Source organism: Pseudomonas tritici, from assembly GCF_014268275.3.
Classification (GTDB): domain Bacteria; phylum Pseudomonadota; class Gammaproteobacteria; order Pseudomonadales; family Pseudomonadaceae; genus Aquipseudomonas; species Aquipseudomonas tritici.
Window position 1 is genome coordinate 1,779,592 of record NZ_CP077084.1, and the last position, 19,373, is coordinate 1,798,964.

The 19,373-nt window shown below is 61.9% G+C and carries 15 protein-coding genes; 9 read left to right on the top strand and 6 right to left on the bottom strand.

Features of this window, described 5'->3' with window-relative positions; translation table 11 throughout:
- Positions 1-175 precede the first annotated feature (175 nt).
- The 9 genes from HU722_RS07895 to pcaC all read left to right on the top strand — a co-directional run bounded on the left by HU722_RS07895 (position 176) and on the right by pcaC (position 8,474).
- The gene (locus HU722_RS07895) at positions 176-1,033 is read left to right on the top strand and encodes a CoA transferase subunit A (protein ID WP_065873265.1); all 858 of its coding nucleotides are present in this window, start codon (positions 176-178) and stop codon (positions 1,031-1,033) included.
- On the top strand, positions 1,033-1,812 hold the full coding sequence (locus HU722_RS07900; RefSeq protein WP_065880920.1) for a CoA-transferase subunit beta: 780 nt from the start codon (positions 1,033-1,035) through the stop codon (positions 1,810-1,812). The genes HU722_RS07895 and HU722_RS07900 overlap by 1 nt, the downstream gene beginning before the upstream one ends.
- The gene (gene pcaF, locus HU722_RS07905; protein ID WP_175405780.1) at positions 1,809-3,011 is read left to right on the top strand and encodes a 3-oxoadipyl-CoA thiolase; all 1,203 of its coding nucleotides are present in this window, start codon (positions 1,809-1,811) and stop codon (positions 3,009-3,011) included. The genes HU722_RS07900 and pcaF overlap by 4 nt, the downstream gene beginning before the upstream one ends.
- A 17-nt stretch (positions 3,012-3,028) precedes the next feature.
- Entirely contained in the window at positions 3,029-3,733 is a 705-nt protein-coding gene (pcaH, locus tag HU722_RS07910) for a protocatechuate 3,4-dioxygenase subunit beta (protein WP_065873262.1), read from the top strand.
- A 1-nt stretch (position 3,734) separates the two neighbouring features.
- Positions 3,735-4,301, top strand: a complete 567-nt coding sequence (gene pcaG / locus HU722_RS07915; protein WP_186755075.1) for a protocatechuate 3,4-dioxygenase subunit alpha — start codon at positions 3,735-3,737, stop codon at positions 4,299-4,301.
- Between the two features lie 137 nt (positions 4,302-4,438).
- Positions 4,439-5,734: an MFS family transporter gene (locus HU722_RS07920; protein WP_065873260.1), complete on the top strand. Its 1,296-nt coding sequence runs from the start codon at positions 4,439-4,441 to the stop codon at positions 5,732-5,734.
- Between the two features lie 10 nt (positions 5,735-5,744).
- Positions 5,745-7,100, top strand: coding sequence for a 3-carboxy-cis,cis-muconate cycloisomerase (locus tag HU722_RS07925; RefSeq protein ID WP_186755077.1), 1,356 nt, complete (start codon positions 5,745-5,747; stop codon positions 7,098-7,100).
- A 10-nt stretch (positions 7,101-7,110) separates the two neighbouring features.
- Positions 7,111-7,902 carry a 3-oxoadipate enol-lactonase gene (gene pcaD, locus HU722_RS07930; RefSeq protein WP_186755079.1) on the top strand — a complete coding sequence of 264 codons (792 nt, stop codon included), beginning with the start codon at positions 7,111-7,113 and terminating at the stop codon, positions 7,900-7,902.
- A gap of 173 nt (positions 7,903-8,075) precedes the next feature.
- Positions 8,076-8,474: a 4-carboxymuconolactone decarboxylase gene (pcaC, locus tag HU722_RS07935; RefSeq protein WP_003189316.1), complete on the top strand. Its 399-nt coding sequence runs from the start codon at positions 8,076-8,078 to the stop codon at positions 8,472-8,474.
- A 51-nt stretch (positions 8,475-8,525) separates the two neighbouring features.
- On the opposite strand, the gene HU722_RS07940 is transcribed toward pcaC, so the two are convergent.
- The 6 genes from HU722_RS07940 to HU722_RS07965 form a co-directional block, all read right to left on the bottom strand.
- Positions 8,526-9,425 carry a polysaccharide deacetylase family protein gene (locus tag HU722_RS07940; protein WP_186755081.1) on the bottom strand — a complete coding sequence of 300 codons (900 nt, stop codon included), beginning with the start codon at positions 9,423-9,425 and terminating at the stop codon, positions 8,526-8,528.
- A gap of 320 nt (positions 9,426-9,745) precedes the next feature.
- Positions 9,746-10,996: an OprD family porin gene (locus HU722_RS07945; RefSeq protein WP_065873257.1), complete on the bottom strand. Its 1,251-nt coding sequence runs from the start codon at positions 10,994-10,996 to the stop codon at positions 9,746-9,748.
- Positions 10,997-11,150: 154 nt separating this feature from the next.
- Positions 11,151-12,761 carry a J domain-containing protein gene (locus HU722_RS07950; RefSeq protein ID WP_065880916.1) on the bottom strand — a complete coding sequence of 537 codons (1,611 nt, stop codon included), beginning with the start codon at positions 12,759-12,761 and terminating at the stop codon, positions 11,151-11,153.
- Positions 12,762-12,772: 11 nt separating this feature from the next.
- Entirely contained in the window at positions 12,773-14,470 is a 1,698-nt protein-coding gene (locus HU722_RS07955) for a molecular chaperone HscC (protein WP_186755083.1), read from the bottom strand.
- A gap of 284 nt (positions 14,471-14,754) precedes the next feature.
- On the bottom strand, positions 14,755-16,212 hold the full coding sequence (adeC, locus tag HU722_RS07960) for an AdeC/AdeK/OprM family multidrug efflux complex outer membrane factor (protein ID WP_186755085.1): 1,458 nt from the start codon (positions 16,210-16,212) through the stop codon (positions 14,755-14,757).
- A complete protein-coding gene (locus tag HU722_RS07965; RefSeq protein ID WP_065873253.1) occupies positions 16,209-19,370 on the bottom strand; it encodes an efflux RND transporter permease subunit in 3,162 nt (1,053 codons plus the stop codon). The genes adeC and HU722_RS07965 overlap by 4 nt, the downstream gene beginning before the upstream one ends.
- Positions 19,371-19,373 lie beyond the last annotated feature (3 nt).

Sequence of the window (19,373 nt, forward strand, 5' to 3'; positions counted from 1 at the left end):
AGCCAGCTCCCACATTGACTGTGCTAATCCGGATGATTAGCAAGACAACAATCCGTTCGATAATCGAACGCTGAGTCGATTATCGGATTGTTTGGCCCACTTCCCCAGCTTAATCTTCAAGCACTCCGGCGCCACCTCAGCGCCTTTTTCGATCCACACCGGGAGCCCGAACCCCATGGCTGAAATCCTCGCGCTGCGTGACGCGGTGAAGCAATTTGTGAACGACGGCGACACCGTCGCTCTGGAAGGCTTCACCCATCTGATCCCTACGGCAGCGGGTCATGAAATCATTCGTCAGGGTAAGAAAGACCTGACGCTGGTGCGTATGACGCCTGACCTGGTCTACGACCAGTTGATCGGTGCCGGTTGCGCCCGCAAGCTGATTTTTTCCTGGGGCGGCAACCCGGGCGTGGGCTCCCTGCATCGCCTGCGCGACGCGGTCGAGAAGCAATGGCCGCAACCGCTGGAGATCGAAGAGCACAGCCACGCCGACCTGGCCAACGCCTACGTCGCCGGCGCTTCTGGCCTACCTTTCGCGGTACTGCGTGCCTACGCCGGTTCCGACTTGCCCAAGGTCAACCCGCTGATCAAGACCGTGACCTGTCCGTTCACCGGCGAAGTGCTCGCGGCGGTGCCGTCGGTGCGTCCGGATGTCACCGTGATCCATGCGCAAAAAGCCGACCGCAAGGGCAACGTGTTGCTCTGGGGCATTCTTGGCGTGCAGAAGGAGGCGGCACTGGCGGCCAAGCGTTGCATCGTCACCGTCGAGGAAATCGTCGATGACCTCAACGCACCGATGAACAGCTGCGTGTTGCCGACCTGGGCCCTGACTGCGGTGTGCCATGTGCCCGGTGGCGCCCACCCGTCCTACGCCCATGGCTACAACGAGCGTGATAACCGCTTCTACCAGGCGTGGGACCCAATCGCCCGCGACCGTGAGACCTTTACCGCCTGGATCGACGAATACATCCACGGCACCGCCGATTTCACTGAATTCCAGGCCAAGCTGGCCGCCGCGCAGGAGGCCAAGTAATGGCTTACTCGACCAATGAAATGATGACTGTCGCCGCTGCGCGGCGCCTCAAGAACGGCTCGGTCTGCTTTGTTGGCATCGGCCTGCCGTCGAAGGCGGCCAACCTGGCGCGCCTGACCTCGTCGCCGGATGTGGTGCTGATCTACGAGTCCGGCCCGATTGGCGCCAAGCCTAGCGTATTGCCGCTGTCCATCGGCGACGGCGAGCTGGCAGAAACCGCCGACACCGTGGTGCCGACCGGTGAGATCTTTCGTTACTGGTTGCAGGGCGGGCGCATTGACGTGGGCTTTCTTGGTGCGGCCCAGGTCGACCGTTTCGGCAATATCAATACCACCGTGGTCGGTGACTACCACCAGCCCAAAGTGCGCCTGCCGGGTGCCGGTGGCGCGCCGGAGATCGCCGGTTCCGCCAAGAGCGTGCTGATCATCCTCAAGCAGTCGGCGCGTTCGTTTGTCGACAAGCTGGACTTCATCACCTCGGTCGGCCACGGCGAAGGCGGCGACTCGCGCAAACGCCTGGGCCTGCCGGGCGCGGGGCCTGTAGGGATTATTACCGACCTGTGCATCATGGAGCCGGAAGAGGGCACCCATGAGTTCGTGGTTACCGCGCTGCACCCTGGTGTTACCCGTGAGCAAGTGGTGGCGGCCACCGGTTGGGCGATTCGATTTGCCGACAAGGTCGACACCACCGCTGAACCGACTGATGTAGAGCTGACCGCTTTGCGTGACCTTGAAGCACGTACCGCGACGGCCCATGGCCAAGCGCCGGGAGAAGCCTGATGCGCGACGTATTTATCTGTGACGCCATTCGTACCCCCATCGGCCGTTTCGGCGGTGGCTTGTCCACCGTGCGTGCCGATGATTTGGCGGCGTTGCCGATCAAGGCGCTGATCGAGCGTAACCCTTCGGTGGATTGGCGTGCGGTTGATGAGGTGTTCCTCGGCTGTGCCAACCAGGCCGGCGAAGACAATCGTAACGTGGCACGTATGGCGCTGTTGCTGGCGGGCCTGCCGGAGAGCATTCCAGGCGTGACGCTCAACCGCTTGTGCGCCTCGGGCATGGACGCCATCGGCACGGCCTTCCGCGCCATTGCCAGCGGTGAAATGGAGCTGGCGATTGCCGGTGGCGTCGAGTCGATGTCCCGTGCACCGTTCGTGATGGGCAAGGCCGACGCGGCGTTTTCGCGCAACATGAAGCTGGAAGACACCACCATCGGCTGGCGCTTTATCAACCCGTTGATGAAGGCCCAGTACGGCGTGGATGCCATGCCGCAGACCGCCGATAACGTCGCCGACGATTACCACGTATCCCGCGCCGACCAGGACGCCTTCGCCCTGCGCAGCCAGCAACGCACCGCTGCCGCGCAAGCCGCTGGGTTCTTCGCCGAAGAAATCGTGCCGGTGCGGGTCGCCCATAAAAAAGGCGAGACTGTTGTCGAGCAGGATGAACATCCACGTGACACCACGTTGGAAGCCCTGGCCAAACTCAAACCGGTCAACGGCCCTGACAAAACCGTCACCGCTGGCAATGCCTCGGGTGTGAATGACGGTGCGGCGGCGCTGATCCTGGCCTCCGCCGACGCCGTCAAGAAACACGGCTTGACCGCCCGCGCCCGCGTATTGGGCATGGCCAGCGCCGGCGTCGCACCGCGCGTGATGGGCATCGGCCCGGTGCCGGCGGTGCGCAAACTGGTGGAGCGGCTGGGCCTGGCGGTCACCGACTTTGATGTGATCGAACTCAACGAAGCCTTCGCCAGCCAAGGCCTGGCGGTGCTGCGTGAACTGGGCATCGCCGACGACGCGCCGCAGGTCAACCCGAATGGTGGTGCCATCGCCCTCGGCCACCCGTTGGGCATGAGCGGCGCGCGGCTGGTGCTGACCGCCCTGCATCAACTGGAAAAAACCGGCGGCCGCAAAGGCCTGGCGACCATGTGCGTGGGCGTCGGCCAAGGCTTGGCCCTGGCGATTGAACGCATCTAACAAGAGAGGATTGTTCCATGAGTGACAAGCCCGGATACCGGCGCCCGCAAGCGGGTACCCAACCTGATTACCTGCACCCGGCCTACCAGTCGACGAACCTGCGCTCGCCGTCCCAGCCGTTGGTGTTCTTGCCACACTCTTTATCGGAAATCACCGGCCCGACCATCGGCGCCGAGCGGATCAATGAGAAGGACAATGACCTCACCGCCCAGCATGAGGGCGAGCCCCAGGGCGAGCGCATCATCATTCACGGCCGCGTGCTGGACGAAAACGGCCTGCCGGTGCCGGGCATTCTTGTGGAAATCTGGCAAGCCAACGCTGCTGGCCGCTACAACCACAAGCGCGACCTGCACGATGCACCGCTGGACCCGAATTTCACCGGCACCGGGCGCACCGTGACCGACGCTGACGGCTGGTACCAGTTCCAGACCATCAAGCCCGGTGCCTACCCATGGGGCAATCACCACAACGCCTGGCGCCCGGCGCATATCCACTTTTCGCTGTTTGGCCCGAGTGTGCTGACGCGCCTGGTCACGCAGATGTACTTCCCCGGCGACCCGCTATTGGAATACGACCCGATCTACAACTGCGTGCCGGATACCTCGGCCAAGGAACGCCTGATCGCCCGTTTCGACCTGGAAAAAACCGTCCCGCACTACGCCCTCGGCTACCGTTGGGACATCGTCCTGCGTGGCCGCGACGCTACGCCGATGGAGAAATAAGATGACACTCAACGCGACCACGTCCCACACCGTTGGGCCTTATTACCACATTGGCCTGACCTGGCTGAACCGCGAAGACCTGACCGTGGCTGCCACCCTTGGCGAGCGCGTGGCGATCAGCGGGCAAGTGGTGGATGGCAACGGCGATGTCGTCAACGACGCCATGCTTGAAGTCTGGCAGGCCAACGCCGCCGGCAAATATGACCACCCGGAAGATGAGCAGGACAAAGCGCTGGACCCGAACTTCGAAGGTTTCGGCCGGGTGCCGGTGGATGCCGAAGGGCGATTTCGCTTTACCACCATCAAGCCGGGCGCCGTGCCGGGGTTGAAGGGCACGACCCAGGCGCCGCATCTGGTGGTGCTGGTGTTTGCACGAGGGTTGGTGAAGCACCTGCTGACGCGGATTTATTTTGAGGGTGAGCCGATGAATGGGGATGACCCGTTGTTGGCGTGTGTGCCGGCGGAGCGGCGTAGCACCTTGATTGCCAAGCCGGATGCGGCGGGTGTGCATCAGTGGAATGTGGTGTTGCAGGGGACGGATAAGGAAACGGTGTTCTTCGACTACTGAGTCGCTTGTCAGGGCCTCATCGGGGGCTTGCCCCCGATGAGGCCGGTTCAGCCGATACATATCCAAAGTCTGCTTGCGGAACACGGTTGTTGCAAAGTATGTCTAGGCTATAACCGTTCCCACTGAGTGAAAAAACCATGACAACAACCACCAGTCACTACACCGGAGAAGAACGCCGCAAACGGATTTTTGCGATTGTCGGTGCTTCGTCCGGCAACCTCGTCGAATGGTTCGACTTCTACGTCTACGCCTTCTGCGCCATCTACTTCGCCCCTGCGTTTTTCCCATCGGACGACCCCACGGTCCAACTGCTCAACACCGCGGGTGTGTTCGCCGCCGGGTTCCTGATGCGGCCTATCGGCGGCTGGCTGTTTGGTCGGGTGGCCGACAAGCACGGCCGTAAGAACTCGATGATGATCTCGGTGCTGATGATGTGCGCCGGCTCGCTGGTCATTGCCTTCCTGCCGACTTACAAGGACATCGGCGCCTGGGCCCCGGCGTTGCTGTTGGTCGCGCGACTTTTCCAAGGCTTGTCAGTGGGGGGCGAATACGGCACCACCGCGACCTATATGAGTGAAGTCGCGCTCAAGGGCCAGCGCGGTTTCTTCGCCTCGTTCCAGTACGTAACGCTGATCGGCGGGCAATTGCTGGCGGTGCTGGTGGTGGTGATCCTGCAGCAGATCCTCACCGAAGACGAATTGCGCGCCTGGGGCTGGCGGATTCCGTTCGTGATCGGCGCGATTGCGGCGGTGATCTCGCTGCTGCTGCGTCGCACCCTCAAGGAAACCACCAGTAAGGAAATGCGCCAGGACAAGGACGCCGGCAGCATCGCCGCGCTGTTCCGCAACCATAAGGCGGCGTTTATCACCGTGCTCGGCTACACCGCCGGCGGCTCGCTGATTTTCTACACCTTTACCACCTACATGCAGAAGTACCTGGTGAACACTGCCGGGATGCATGCCAAGACCGCCAGCTACATCATGACCGGCGCGCTGTTCGTGTACATGTGCATGCAGCCACTGTTCGGCATGCTTTCGGACAAGATCGGCCGGCGTAACTCGATGCTCTGGTTCGGCGCGCTCGGCACCCTGTGCACGGTACCGATCCTGCTGACCCTGAAAACCGTGACCAGCCCGTTCCTGGCGTTTGTGCTGATCTCCCTGGCCTTGGCCATCGTGAGTTTCTACACCTCGATCAGCGGGCTGGTGAAAGCAGAAATGTTCCCGCCGCACGTACGTGCATTGGGGGTGGGCCTGGCCTATGCAGTGGCCAATGCGATCTTCGGCGGTTCGGCGGAATACGTGGCCTTGGGCCTGAAATCCATGGGCATGGAAAACACCTTTTACTGGTACGTCACCGGCATGATGGCGGTGGCTTTCCTGTTCAGCTTGCGCCTGCCTAAACAGGCGGAGTACTTGCATCACGATCTTTAAGGGATGAGCTATGACGCTGCGCACGAGCAATCAATTGTTCGACGCTTATTTCACGGCGGACAGCATGGCCGAGGTGTTCTGCGACAGGGGACGCTTGCAGGGCATGCTGGATTTTGAGGCGGGGTTGGCCCGGGCCGAGGCTCGGGTCGGTTTGATCCCCCAGGCCGCGGTCGCACCGATCGCCCAGGCGTGCCTGGCGTCGCTGTATGACGTCGATGCCCTTGGCGTGGCGATTGCCACGGCGGGGAATTCGGCGATTCCGTTGGTGAAGGCATTGGGCAAGTTGATTGCCGCTGAAGACCCCGGCGCCGAACGTTATGTGCACCTGGGCGCGACGAGCCAGGATGTGATGGACACCGGGTTGGTGCTGCAACTGCGCCAAGCCGTGGCGTTGATCGAAACGGACTTGGCACGCCTGGGCGACATTCTTGCCACCCAGGCCCAGCGCTATGCTGCTGTGCCACTGGCTGGGCGGACCTGGTTGCAGCATGCGACGCCGGTGACCCTGGGGATGAAAATCGCCGGTTGGCTGGGGGCAGTAACGCGCAGTCGGCAACGTCTCGCCGAACTGAAACCGCGCTTGCTGGTGCTGCAATTCGGCGGTGCCTCCGGAACCCTCGCAGCGCTGGGCGAACAGGCCATGCCGGTGGCCGAGGCGCTGGCAACAGAGCTGCAACTGACCTTGCCCGAACAGCCTTGGCACACCCAACGGGATCGCCTGGTGGAATTCGCGAGCGTGCTTGGCCTGATCGCTGGCAGCCTCGGCAAACTGGGCCGCGATATCAGCCTGCTGATGCAAACCGAAGCGGCGGAAGTCTTTGAGCCCTCCGCGCCGGGCAAAGGCGGCTCATCGACCATGCCGCACAAGCGTAACCCGGTGGGCGCCGCAGTGCTGATCAGCGCCGCGACCCGCGTGCCCGGGTTGGTGGCGACAATGTTCAGCGCCATGCCCCAGGAGCACGAGCGCAGCCTGGGCCTGTGGCATGCCGAATGGGAAACCTTGCCGGAGATTTGCCGGTTGGTCTCCGGCGCGTTGCAACAGGCCTTGCTGGTGAGCGAAGGGTTGGAAGTCGACCCGCAACGCATGACGCATAACCTCGACCTGACCCAAGGCCTGGTGCTGGCCGAAGCCGTCAGCATCGTGCTCGCCCAGCGCCTTGGCCGTGAAACTGCACACCATCTGCTGGAGCAATGCTGCAAGCGCGCCGTCGCAGAAGGCCGGCATCTGCGCGCGGTATTGGCGGATGAGCCGCAAGTCACCGCCGAGCTGTCAGCAGCTGAGTTGGACCGCTTGCTTGATCCCGCCCATTACCTGGGCCAAGCCCGCACCTGGGTTACCCGCGCTGTAGCCGAACACTTTGCTTGAGGAGACCACCGTGGCATTTTTACAACTCGCCGAGGGCGAACTGCATTACCAATTGGATGGGCCTGAGGATGCGCCAGTACTGGTGCTCTCCAACTCGCTGGGCACCGACCTGCACATGTGGGATATCCAGATCCCGGCCTTAACCCAACATTTTCGCGTGCTGCGGTTTGACACCCGTGGCCATGGCAAATCCTTGGTTACCCCAGGCCCCTACAGCATTGAGCAACTCGGTCAGGATGTGATCGCGCTGCTGGATGCACTGGATATCCAACGCGCGCATTTTTGCGGGTTGTCCATGGGCGGCCTGATTGGCCAATGGCTTGGTATCAATGCTGGGCAGCGTTTGCAGCGCCTGGTGGTGTGCAACACCGCCGCCAAGATCGGCACGCCCGAGGTATGGAACCCGCGCATTGAAATGGTGTTGCGTGATGGCGCAGCGGCGATGGTAGCGCTGCGCGATGCATCGATTGCACGCTGGTTCACCGCGGACTTTGCGGCGGCCAACCCGCACCAGGCCAAGCAGATTACCGACATGCTGGCGGCCACATCGCCCGAAGGTTATGCCGCCAATTGTGCGGCGGTGCGGGATGCGGATTTTCGCGACCAACTGGCCTTGATCAAAGTGCCGACCCTGGCGATTGCTGGCACCGAAGACGCGGTCACACCGCCGGCCGGCAGCCACTTTATCCAGAACCATGTACAGGGTGCCGAGTACGCCGAGTTCTATGCGGCGCACTTGTCCAACGTCCAGGCCGGTGCTGCGTTCAGCGAGCGCGTTATCGAATTTTTACTCACTCGCTGACCTACATTGTAGTGAGCGGGCTTGCCCCGCGCTGGGGCGCGTAGCGGCCCTAACCCACTCACCGCAATCTTCCAGACAGAATGCGTTGAATGGGTGTGGGGCGGCTTCGCCACCCCGCGCGGGGCAAGCCCGCTCACTACAGGTCGCGTTTCATAGTGAATCAGGAGTTTTTTGTGGACGAGAAACAACGTTATGCCGAAGGCCTGCAGGTGCGCCGCGAAGTGCTGGGTGATGCCCATGTCGACCGTAGCCTCAATGCCCTGACCGAATTCAATAGCGAGTTCCAGGAAATGATCACCCGCCACGCCTGGGGGGATATCTGGACCCGCCCCGGCCTGCCTCGGCACACCCGCAGCCTGATCACCATCGCCATGCTGATCGGCATGAACCGCAGCGAAGAACTCAAGCTGCACCTGCGCGCCGCCGCGAGCAATGGCGTGACCCGCGCCGAGATCAAGGAAGTGCTGATGCAGAGCGCGATCTACTGCGGGATTCCGGCGGCGAATGCGACGTTCCATCTGGCGGAGTCGGTGTGGGATGAGCTGGGCGTAGAGTCGCGCCAGCAAGACTGAACCAGAAATACGATCAAATGTGGGAGCTGGCGGTCTCCATCGCACCGGGAATCAGTGCGAATCCGCATCCCACACCCAGTTCCACACACCCGGCAGATGCACGTCTTCACTCACATCCTTCACGGTCCTTGCCAGCGCCGCGCGCTGAAGCTGGGCGGTATCGGTGTAGAACGGTTCAGCGGCCGTTTTCATGCCGGTGACGCGAGCGCTGTCCAGCAGGATCTGCAAGTACTCCTGCATATGGATCGCGGTATAGCGGTTGATGTCGTGGAACGTCACCACCACCGGTATCACGCCGTCCACGGTCGGCAGTTGCCCCAAGGCGATGCGCTCGCGCACCACCGACAGTTGCCGATACAAATTCGCCCGGCGCCGCGGGCTGCCGTTGAAGCCCCAGATCTTGCCGTCATTGGCGCTCAGGTCAGTCAACAACACATGCAGGCCATGGCGCCTGTAGGCGGCGAAGGTGCGGCGGTCGTAGTTCCAGAACGGTGGGCGTACCAGCGTGGGCGGTGCACCGGTGATGGCGGCAATGTCGGCGGCGCCCTGGGTGAGGGTGCTTTCAAGTGTCGCGTCATTCAGCCAACGATGGTTGGTATGAAACGCCGTGGCCGTGTGGAAGGCCAGGATATGCCCGCCCGCGTATTCACGCTCCATGGTCTTGCGGCCCCGCGAACTGCCACCGGAGCGGGCTGCTTCGGTTTGCAGGAAAAACACCGCCTTGATCCCCGGCAACACCGGGTTCTGCGCCAGGTCGGCTACCACCGAACGGCTCGGGTTGTTGTAGCCCGACGCGCTGGGGCCGTCATCGAAGGTCAGCAGAAAGCGGATCGGCGCCTGGGCTTGCAGGCGTTGTTCGGTCTGCGGTGTCAGGGCGATGGGCGCGCCGATGCAGCCGCTGAGGCTCAGGGCCAGGGCAAGCATGGCGGATGCGATGGCGAAGGATTTCATGGTGGGCGCGGGCTCAAATAGAAGGCCGCTGTTGGGTGGGATCAGCAGCGGCAGGCGCGCACGATACAGCAAGAGCGGCTGTGTGAGGTTACAGTCTGACAGGCGAGCGCTGATCAGCGTCAGCCCAGGTATTGGCCGTTGCTGAAGACCGCAGGGCGCGCAGTCGTCGAACTGTGCGCCACATTCGGTTGCTCGCGTGAGCGTGTGTAACAGGTTTTGAAACGTCCAGGTGTCGTCCTTTTCGCGGAGCCAGGTGTTGACCCTCTCTCTTGGAATGGGTCGGACGCGCCAGATCGTTCCCCCATAAATGTAATTCGGGTTTACAGCAGACTGATTGGATAGCTGATGATCAACCGATTCTCATCAAACTCATTGTTGCTGTAGTCACGCCGCATGCTCGAATTGCGCAGGCGCACCGTCAGGTTTTTCGCGGCGCCGCTTTGCACGGTGTAGCCCAATTCGCTTTCGCGGCCCCATTCCTTGCCATCGGTGATCGTCCCGGTGTGCACATTGCTGCCACTGATATAGCGATTCATCAGGGTCAGGCCAGGCACGCCAAGGGCGGCGAAGTTGTAGTCGTGACGCACCTGCCAGGATTTCTCTTGGGCGTTGTCGTAGCTCGAGTTGTAGCTGTCGTTGGCCAGGGTGCCGCCGCTGGTGCCGTTGACGCGCATCCAGGCGCTGTTGCCGGCGAGTTTTTGCAGGCCGACATAAAAGGTGTTGCCGCCGTACTTGGCCGAGAACAGGCCGGACCAAGTCTTGTTGTCCAGCTCGCCTGCGCGGGCGCTGCCGTCGTCCTTGCCGTAGAAAAAGCCAAGGTTGGCGCCCAGGGTCCAGTCGCCCAACGGTTGGCTGTGGATCAGGTTGACGAACTGCTGGCTGTAGATGTCCTTGAGCTGCGCATTCCACAGGCCGATCTGCGTGCGTTTGTCGTTGAACGCGTACTCGCCGCCCTGGAAGTTGAAACGGTCGGAAGTGAACGCGGTTTTACCGACCATCGACATGTCGGTCATGCTGCTGTCGTCACGCGGGCTGTTGGCGCGGAACTGGCCGCCGTAGAGAGTCAGGCCGTCGATTTCCTTGGAGGTGATCTGCCCGCCGCGCAAGGTTTGCGGCAGGGAGCGACCATCGTCCGAGCGCAGGATAGGCAGCACCGGCATCCATTCGCCGACCTTCACTTCGGTCTTGGAGAGGCGCGCCTTGAACGCTACACCGAGGCGTCCGAACTCATCCGCAGGGCGGCCATCATGGTCCAACGGCAGCAACTGGGTACCCCCGGTGCCGCGCCCACCGTCCAGCTTCAACGAATACAGCCCCAGCACATCCACGCCAAAACCCACGGTGCCTTGGGTGAAACCGGACTTGGCGTCGAGGATGAAACTCTGCGTCCACTCCTGCGCGCCGCCCTGGGTTTTGGTGGGGTTGGTGAAGTTGCGGTTGAAGAAGAAGTTACGCAGGTTGAGGTTGGCGCTGGCGTCTTCGAGAAAGCCGTGTTCTTCGGCGACGACGGGCAGGGCAAGGCTGGCGACAGCGGTTGCCAGCAGGAATTGGCGCGGGTGGAAAGTGCTCATGGCGTAAGGACCTGTTGTTATTGGGTTTATGCAGGTGGCGGCCATGGTGCGGGGCGGTGCGCGACTGGTTCAATCGGGGAAGGGCGGGTTGTGGGCGATGATCGAACGCAAGTTGCCGGGCCGGACTCATGAGGTCCGGCCCGGTTTTCCGGGTTCAGTGCAGGGTGTTCAAACTGGTCCACGGGATGGCGGGCAGAAATTTCTGGCAGGCGAGGGTTGCGGCCACCATTGCCATCAAGAACACCACTTGCAGCGGGCTCCAATAAGCCCAGTGCAACCCTTTGATCCACGGAATCCTGGCATTGAAGTTTTCGTTGACCTTGCCGATTCGCCGCGAGTGAAACAGGCTGATCAGGATCATGCCCAGGTAGGTCAGCATGCCCATGACCCCGAGAATGTAGCCAAACACCAGTAGCATCACCAATTGGGGAATACCATGGCGTAGCACGAGTCTGAACTGGCGGACGCTGAGCCGCTTGGGCAACAGGCGTTCGCTGAGCCATAGGTCCTGGACGATCAGGCGTGAGGTGAAGTCGGCCCATAATTGGGCGCCGCGCAGGGCGCAGAGCGCGGGAATGACCGACAGCAGGATAAACAAAAAGAATTTGGCCGGCAGCGAGGTGTCGAGGACTTGATGAAAGGCCAGGCCGTTGGCCAGGGCTAATCCGGCCCAGACTCTGATCCAGCTATCCAGGGTCACCCCACGCGGCAGGAATTTTCGCCAGAAGAAAACGTGCGAATCCGGCAGTCGTTCGAGCAAGTCCGGGTAGCGCCAGGTCAGGACTTCAGACAGGTGTTGAGTGGCATTCCACGCATTCTCATCAAAGGCTGCGACCAAGCGGTATTGTTCCTTCACGCTCATCGGCGTAAGCAACAGGCGCGCCGCCAACGCATCGGCAGAGGTGCGGCGGGTGTCGTTTGCCTTGTCTTGCAGGTTGACGAAGAAGCTTTCCTGCTCGCAGCGCGACACCAACTGGCGCCACATCCACGCCGGTTCCGGGTAGACGCCTTTCTGGTCGTCCCAACCAAACACCTGGCACACCCGCTCGAACAGCGGCACGCTCCAGGTGGTGTCGTGGAGCAGGTGCAGGATGATGCGTTGCCACTGCTGTTGCAGGTCGAACACCCGTAGCCAGGGCTGGTTGTTGTACTGCGTGAGCTGTGTGATGAACTCGCGTTCGGCCTTTTGTTCCAGCCGTTCCTGCAAGGTGTGGCGATAGTCCTGCAGCAGTTCGCTGGTCAGCGCATCGTATTGCCACGTGGTCATTGCCACCTGCTGCCACGGGGTCAGCCATTCCAGGTGTTGTACCGCCCATTGGGCGATGGGGCTGCGTTCGCCCGGTGCTTCAAAGCAGTGGCGCAGCAGGCCAGCCTGGAAAGTGTCGGTGCAGTCCTGTTGATTGGCCAGGTTCCAGCGTTCGATGAAGTTGCTGGCGTTGAGGCCACTGAGCAGGGCATGCGCCGGGTCGGCCTTGGGCGCTTCGAAAGGGGCAGGGTGCAGGACGCTGACGTCCATCAACTCGGCGAGGTCGTTGAGGTTACCGTAGGCCTGTTCGACGGCGGGCGTTGCAACGCTGCTTTGCTCTTCTTCGCAGTCGGCTCGCCAGCGTGCGTAGGCCAGTGCTTCTTCATAGGCTTCGCGCAATCGCTGGAAGCCTGCGGCATCGTCATCCGGCCGGCAGCTTTTCAGCAGCCGCGCATAGCTGCGCTTGATGGTGCGCTCGTCAGCGTCTTCCGACAGTTGCAGCACGGTCCAGCAATCCATGGTGTGTTCCCTCAGCGCCAGAACCCGTTGTCGAGTTGCTCAAGTTGCCGCGTCAGTTCGCTGCGGGCTTCACGAATGCGGCGTTCATCCTGGGAGTCGAGCACCTGTTGGAACTGCCCGGCCCAGTGCCCAAGCTGCTCGCGAAGTTCGCCGAGGCTTTCCTGGTAGAGCCGCTCAAGCCGCGCGGTGAGTACGGTATTGACCTGCTGGTCGCGGGGGTGAACCTTCAACTGCGCCAGGGCTTGCAGGCGTTGCTGGATCTCGTCGGGGCTGAGCACGCCAGGGTTGTTTTCGATCACCAGCGAATGTTGCTCGCCGGTCAGCGGGATGCTCACCTGGGCTTCCAGCAGGCCGTTGTTGTCGTAAGTGAAGCGCACGTCCAGCGAGACTTCACCGGCCTTGCGCTTGGGCACGGGAATTTCCAGTTGGCCCAGCTCGATGTTGTCTTTGACCAGGCGGCTTTCGCCTTGGTAGATCTTCAGCAGTACGCGGGTCTGGTCGTCAGACAGGGTGACCACGCTTTTGACCCTGCTCACCGGCACGCTGCTGTTGCGTTCGATCAGCGGCAGGTAATGGCCGCTCTCGATATGGCTACCGTACTGGTTAGAGGTTTCGATGCCCAAGGTGTAGGGGCAGACGTCGGTCAGCACCACTTCTTCCAATGCGGCGGAGCGGGCTTTGAGCGCCGCCTGGATCGCAGCGCCATGGGCGACCACTTGGTCCGGGTCGAGGCTGATGGACGGGAAGCGCCCGAACAACCCGGCGGCGAGTTTGCGCACCAGCGGCATGCGCGTGGTACCGCCCACCAGCAGGATTTCATCCAGGTCGCCCACACGAATCCGCGCATCACGCAGGGCCCGTTCAATGGGCGCGCGCAGGCGTTCCAGCAGCGGTGTGTAGAGCTTGGCAAGTTCCTGTTGGGTAATGGTTTTTACCCATTGCTGGCCATCGACACGCAGAGCGAAGTCGGCGCTGTCGTCCTGCCCAAGGGCCTTGCGCACGCGTTCAGCTTCGCGGCGCAGGGCTTGCAGTACGCTGCTGGTGGGCGGGAAGCCTTGGGCGTTGCGCTGGCTGTCGACGAAGTGTTCCAGCAGCAGGGTGTCGAAGTCTTCGCCGCCGAGGAAGTTGTCGCCGGCACTGGCACGGACTTCCATCACGCCGTCGAACAACTCAATGATCGACACGTCGAAAGTGCCGCCACCGAGGTCAAAGACCAGGAACGAGGTTTCCTTGTCGCGCTGGTGCAGGCCGTAGGCGAGGGCGGCAGCGGTGGGTTCGTTGATCAGTTTTTCGACGTTGAGCCCGGCCAGTTCACCGGCGATGCGCGTGGCTTTGCGCTGGCCGTCGCTGAAATAGGCGGGCACGCTGATGACGGCTTCGGTGACGGTATGGCCGTAGGTGCGCTCGATGTCTTCCTTCAGGCTTTTGAGCACCAGCGCGGACAGTTCTTCCGGACGGAACAAGCGATCGCCCAGGCGCACTTCGGTGGCACTGCCCATGTAGCGCTTGAACAGCGACGTGGTCAGGTGCGGGTGAGTGTGCAGGCGCTCTTTGGCCGCCTGGCCGACCAGGACACGGCCTTGATCATCCAGCCCGACCACGCTGGGGGTCAGCAACTGGCCAAGGGCATTGGGCACTAATTCGGCAGCATCACCGCGCCAGACCGCGGCGAGACTGTTGGTGGTCCCCAGGTCGATTCCTACGATCATTACGACAAGCTCCCTCTGTGGTCTGTAAGAATCTGTGACCAATTTTATCCTGAAAGGTTGGGCGAAAAGCAAGGCAGCGGGCGTTCGCGCCATGTAGTGAGCGGGCTTGCCCCGCGCTGGGCTGCGCAGCGGCCCTAACCCAGGCGCCTCAAATCAATCTGACTTATCTGTGTGGCCCTATTGGATTGCTGCGCAACCCAGCGCGGGGCAAGCCCGCTCACTACAAAAGGCGGCATAAAAAAACCGCTTCCGGTGAGGGAAGCGGTTTTTTGTTTACGCCAGCATCAGAACAACTTCAGTGCCGGTACTTCTTCTTTCAACGGCTCGTTCTTCGCGGTTTGCTCGTTCCAGCCACCGCCGAGGGCCTTGTACAGGTTGACCTCGCTGTTCAACTGCGCCAGGCGGTCGGTGATCAGCGACTGCTGGGCACTGAACAGTTGGCGCTGGGCGTCGAGGAAGGTCAGGTTGCTGTCGACACCAATGCGATAGCGACGCTCGGCCAGGCGGTAGTAATCCTGGTTGGCCGCGACGAAGCCCCGCTGGGCCTCCAGTTGCTGTTTGTAGGTCTCACGCGCGGCGAGGCCGTCGGACACTTCCTGGAAGCCGGTCTGGATCGCCTTCTCGTAGTTCGCTACGTTGATTTCTTTCTGGATCTTCGAGTAGTCCAGGCTGGCGCGAAGGCTGCCGGCGTTGAAGATCGGGATGTTGATCTGCGGGGCGAACGACCAGGTGCCCGAGCCGCCTTTGAATAGGCCGCCGAGGTCTGGGCTCAGGGTGCCGGCGTTGGCCGTCAGGCTGATGCTCGGGAAGAACGCTGCACGGGCCGCGCCGATATTGGCGTTGGCCGCCTTGAGGTTGTACTCGGCCTGCAGGATGTCTGGGCGACGTTGCAGCAGGTCCGAGGGCAACCCGGCCGGCACTTCGCTGAGCAGGTCATCCGACAGCGGCTTGCTGGCGATATTCGCCGGCAGGCCGGTGCCCAGCAGCAGGGTCAGGTTGTTTTCGTCCTGGGCGACCTGGCGCGTATACCGGGCCAGCTGCACGCGGGCGTTTTCCACCGAGGTGCGTGCCTGGCTCAGGTCGAGGGCCGAGGCCACGCCGACTTCGTTGCTGCGCGAGGTGAGCTTGAAGCTCTGCTCGAACGCGCCCAGGGTGTCCTGGGTCAGCTTGAGCAGTTCCTTGTCGGCCTGCCAGGTCAGGTAGGCATTGGCCACGCTGGCCACCAGGCTGATCTGGGTGCTGCGGCGGGCTTCTTCAGTGGCGAAGTACTTCTGCAGCGCTTCTTCACTCAGGCTGCGTACGCGACCGAACAGGTCCAGCTCATAAGAGCTGATCCCGAGGGTGGCCGAGTATTGGCTGGTGATGTTCGCTTCGCCGGTCTGCGAGGCACGGGCCGGGACACGCTGGCGGCTGCCGCTGCCATTGGCCGACACGGCCGGGAACAGGTCGGCACGCTGGATGCGGTACTGCGCCGCGTAGGCGTCGATGTTCAGGGCCGCAACGCGCAGGTCACGGTTGTTCACCAGCGCGGTCTGGATCAACTGTTGCAGGGCAGGGTCATGGAAAAACTGCTTCCAGCCCTGTTCGGCAGCGGCCTGGCTCGGTGCCTGGGCCGACGAATACGCCGGCCCCTGCGGGAACTGTGCGGCCACCGGCGCTTCGGGGCGCTGATAGTCAGGTATCAGCGAGCAGCCACTGAGCACGAATGCCGTGACGGCTAGGGAAAGTAGCGACTTGCTCATTGGCCAGCCTCTTTAGGGGTTTGCTTGGTTTCTTTCGGTTTACGGTCGCCGATGGCGGACACGGTTGCAAAGAACAACGGTACCCAGAAGATCGCCAACACTGTGGCCGTGATCATACCGCCAATTACACCGGTGCCGATCGCGTGCTGGCTGCCTGAACCTGCGCCTGAGGAGATCGCCAGCGGCAGTACGCCGAGGATGAACGCCATGGAGGTCATGATGATCGGACGCAGACGCATACGGGACGCCTCGATGGCCGCCTCGACGATGCCTTTGCCCTGTTCGTGCAGCTCTTTGGCGAACTCCACGATCAAGATGGCGTTTTTCGCCGCCAGGCCCACCGTCACCAACAGGCCCACCTGGAAGAACACGTCGTTGGACAACCCGCGCATGCTGGTGGCGATCAACGCACCCACCACGCCCAGCGGCACGACGAGTACCACCGCAATCGGGATCGACCAGCTTTCGTACAGTGCCGCCAGGCACAGGAACACCACGAGCAGCGACAACGCGTACAGCGCAGGCGCCTGGGAGCCGGACAAGCGTTCTTCGTACGACAAGCCCGTCCAGGCGTAGCCGATACCCGCCGGCAATTGCTTGGCGATGCGTTCGACTTCCGTCATGGCGTCACCGGTGCTGTAGCCCGGTGCCGGGGTACCGAGGATTTCCATCGCCGCCACACCGTTATAGCGCGAGAGCTTCGGCGAGCCGTAGATCCACTTGCCCGAGGCGATGGCCGACAGCGGCACCATCTTCCCGGAGTCGCTGCGCACGTACCATTTGTTCAGGTCTTCAGGCGACATGCGGCTGGCGGCTTCACCTTGCACGTAGACTTTCTTCACCCGACCACGGTCGATGAAGTCGTTGACGTAGCTGCCACCCAAGGCAATTGCCAGGGTCTGATTGATGTTCGACAGCGTGATGCCCTGGGCGCTGGCCTTCTCGTCGTCGACGGTGAGCTCATACTGCGGCTCATCGTTCACGCCGTTGGGGCGCACACCCGCGAGGATCTTGCTCTGGGCAGCCATGCCCAGGAACTGGTTACGGGCCGCCATCAACTTCTCATGGCCGACACCGCCCTGGTCTTGCAGGAACACGTCGAAACCGGTGGCGTTACCCAGCTCCAGAACAGACGGCGGCACAATGGCGAATACCATGGCGTCCTGGAAGGTCTGCATGAAGTAACCCTGGGCGCGCTTGGCGATTTCAAACACGGAGGTGGACGCATCACGTTCATCCCACGGCTTGAGCATCACGAAGGCCAGGCCCGAACTCTGGCCACGACCGGCGAAGTTGAAGCCGTTTACGGTAAACACCGATTTCACGCCTTTGCCTTCGCCAGGCTCGCCTTCCTTGTCATTGAGCAGGTAGCTACGCATGTCATCGATGACTTTCTGCGTACGTTCAGCCGAAGAGCCCACAGGCGTCTGCACCTGGGCAAAGATCACGCCCTGGTCCTCATCGGGCAGGAACGCGGCAGGGATGCGCATGAACAGCCAGATCATGCCGGCGAAGATCAGTGCGTACACCAGGAACGCCGGGATCTTATGCTTGATCATGTTGCCCACGCCGCGCTCGTAGCTCAGTACGCCACGGTCGAAGGTGCGGTTGAACCAGCCGAAGAAACCGCGCTTGGGTTGGCCGTGTTTTTCAGGGTCGATCGGCTTGAGCATGGTGGCGCACAAGGCCGGGGTGAAGATCAGGGCAACCAGTACCGACAGCGCCATGGCCGAAACGATGGTGATGGAGAACTGTTTGTAGATCACACCGGTGGAGCCGCCAAAGAAGGCCATCGGCAACAGTACCGCCGACAGTACCAGGGCAATACCCACCAGGGCGCCCTGGATCTGGCCCATGGACTTGACCGTCGCTTCTTTCGGCGACAGGTGTTCCTCGGCCATTACCCGCTCAACGTTTTCCACCACCACGATGGCATCGTCCACCAGCAAGCCGATGGCCAGGATCATGCCGAACATGGTCAGGGTGTTGATGGTGAAGCCGAACGCCGCGAGGATCCCGAAGGTACCCAGCAATACCACCGGCACCGTCATGGTGGTGATGATGGTGGCGCGGAAGTTCTGCAGGAACAGGAACATCACCAGGAACACCAGCACGATCGCTTCGACCAAGGTGTGCACCACACCGGAGATCGATTCGGTCACTACAGGCGTGGTGTCATACGGCACCACCGCCTTCATGCCTGGCGGGAAGAACGGCTCCAGGGACGCCACGGTGGCGCGGATAGCCTTGGCGGTGTCCAGGGCGTTGGCGCCGGAAGCCAGTTTGATCGCCATACCGGAAGCCGGGTTGCCGTTGAACTGCGCACTGATGCTGTAGTTCTGGCCACCCAGTTCGATACGGGCAACGTCATGCAGGCGAACCTGGGAACCGTCGGCATTCACCTTCATCAGGATGTTGCCGAATTGCTCGGCCGTCTGCAGACGGGTCTTGCCGATGATGGTTGCGTTCAGCTGGTTGCCGGGCAGGGCAGGCAGGCCGCCCAACTGACCGGTGGCGACCTGGACGTTCTGTGCGGAGATGGCCGTGCTGACGTCGACCGGGGTCAACTGGAAGTTGTTCAGCTTGGCCGGGTCCAGCCAGATACGCATGGCGTACTGCGAACCGAACACCTGGAAGTCACCGACACCCGCGGTCCGCGAGATTGGGTCCTGGATGTTGGACACGATGTAGTTGGACAGGTCGTCCTTGGTCATGCTGCCGTCTTCCGACACCAGACCAATCACCATCAGGAAGTTCTTCACCGACTTGGTCACGCGGATACCCTGCTGCTGCACTTCTTGCGGCAGCAGTGGGGTCGCCAGGTTCAGCTTGTTCTGCACCTGAACCTGGGCGATGTCCGGGTTGGTACCCTGGTTGAACGTCGCGGTGATGGTCATGCTGCCGTCGGAGTTACTGTCCGAGGCGACATAACGCAGGTTGTCGATACCGTTGAGCTGTTGCTCGATCACCTGTACTACGGTGTCCTGCACGGTTTGTGCGGACGCGCCTGGGTAGGTCACCTGGATGTCGATGGCGGTTGGCGCGATGGCCGGGTATTGGTTGATGGGCAACTTCAGGATCGACAGTGCCCCGACCAGCATGATCACCAGGGCAATTACCCAGGCGAAAATGGGACGGTCGATAAAAAATTTCGACATGGA

Coding starts and splice junctions, on each gene's coding strand:
- adeC (WP_186755085.1), bottom strand. CDS start 16,212: ATGAGCAAGTCGCTACTTTCCCTAGCCGTCACGGCATTCGTGCTCAGT.
- HU722_RS07965 (WP_065873253.1), bottom strand. CDS start 19,370: ATGTCGAAATTTTTTATCGACCGTCCCATTTTCGCCTGGGTAATTGCC.
- HU722_RS07920 (WP_065873260.1), top strand. CDS start 4,439: ATGACAACAACCACCAGTCACTACACCGGAGAAGAACGCCGCAAACGG.
- HU722_RS07945 (WP_065873257.1), bottom strand. CDS start 10,996: ATGAGCACTTTCCACCCGCGCCAATTCCTGCTGGCAACCGCTGTCGCC.
- HU722_RS07940 (WP_186755081.1), bottom strand. CDS start 9,425: ATGAAATCCTTCGCCATCGCATCCGCCATGCTTGCCCTGGCCCTGAGC.
- HU722_RS07925 (WP_186755077.1), top strand. CDS start 5,745: ATGACGCTGCGCACGAGCAATCAATTGTTCGACGCTTATTTCACGGCG.
- HU722_RS07950 (WP_065880916.1), bottom strand. CDS start 12,761: ATGGATTGCTGGACCGTGCTGCAACTGTCGGAAGACGCTGACGAGCGC.
- HU722_RS07955 (WP_186755083.1), bottom strand. CDS start 14,470: ATGATCGTAGGAATCGACCTGGGGACCACCAACAGTCTCGCCGCGGTC.
- pcaH (WP_065873262.1), top strand. CDS start 3,029: ATGAGTGACAAGCCCGGATACCGGCGCCCGCAAGCGGGTACCCAACCT.
- HU722_RS07895 (WP_065873265.1), top strand. CDS start 176: ATGGCTGAAATCCTCGCGCTGCGTGACGCGGTGAAGCAATTTGTGAAC.
- pcaG (WP_186755075.1), top strand. CDS start 3,735: ATGACACTCAACGCGACCACGTCCCACACCGTTGGGCCTTATTACCAC.
- HU722_RS07900 (WP_065880920.1), top strand. CDS start 1,033: ATGGCTTACTCGACCAATGAAATGATGACTGTCGCCGCTGCGCGGCGC.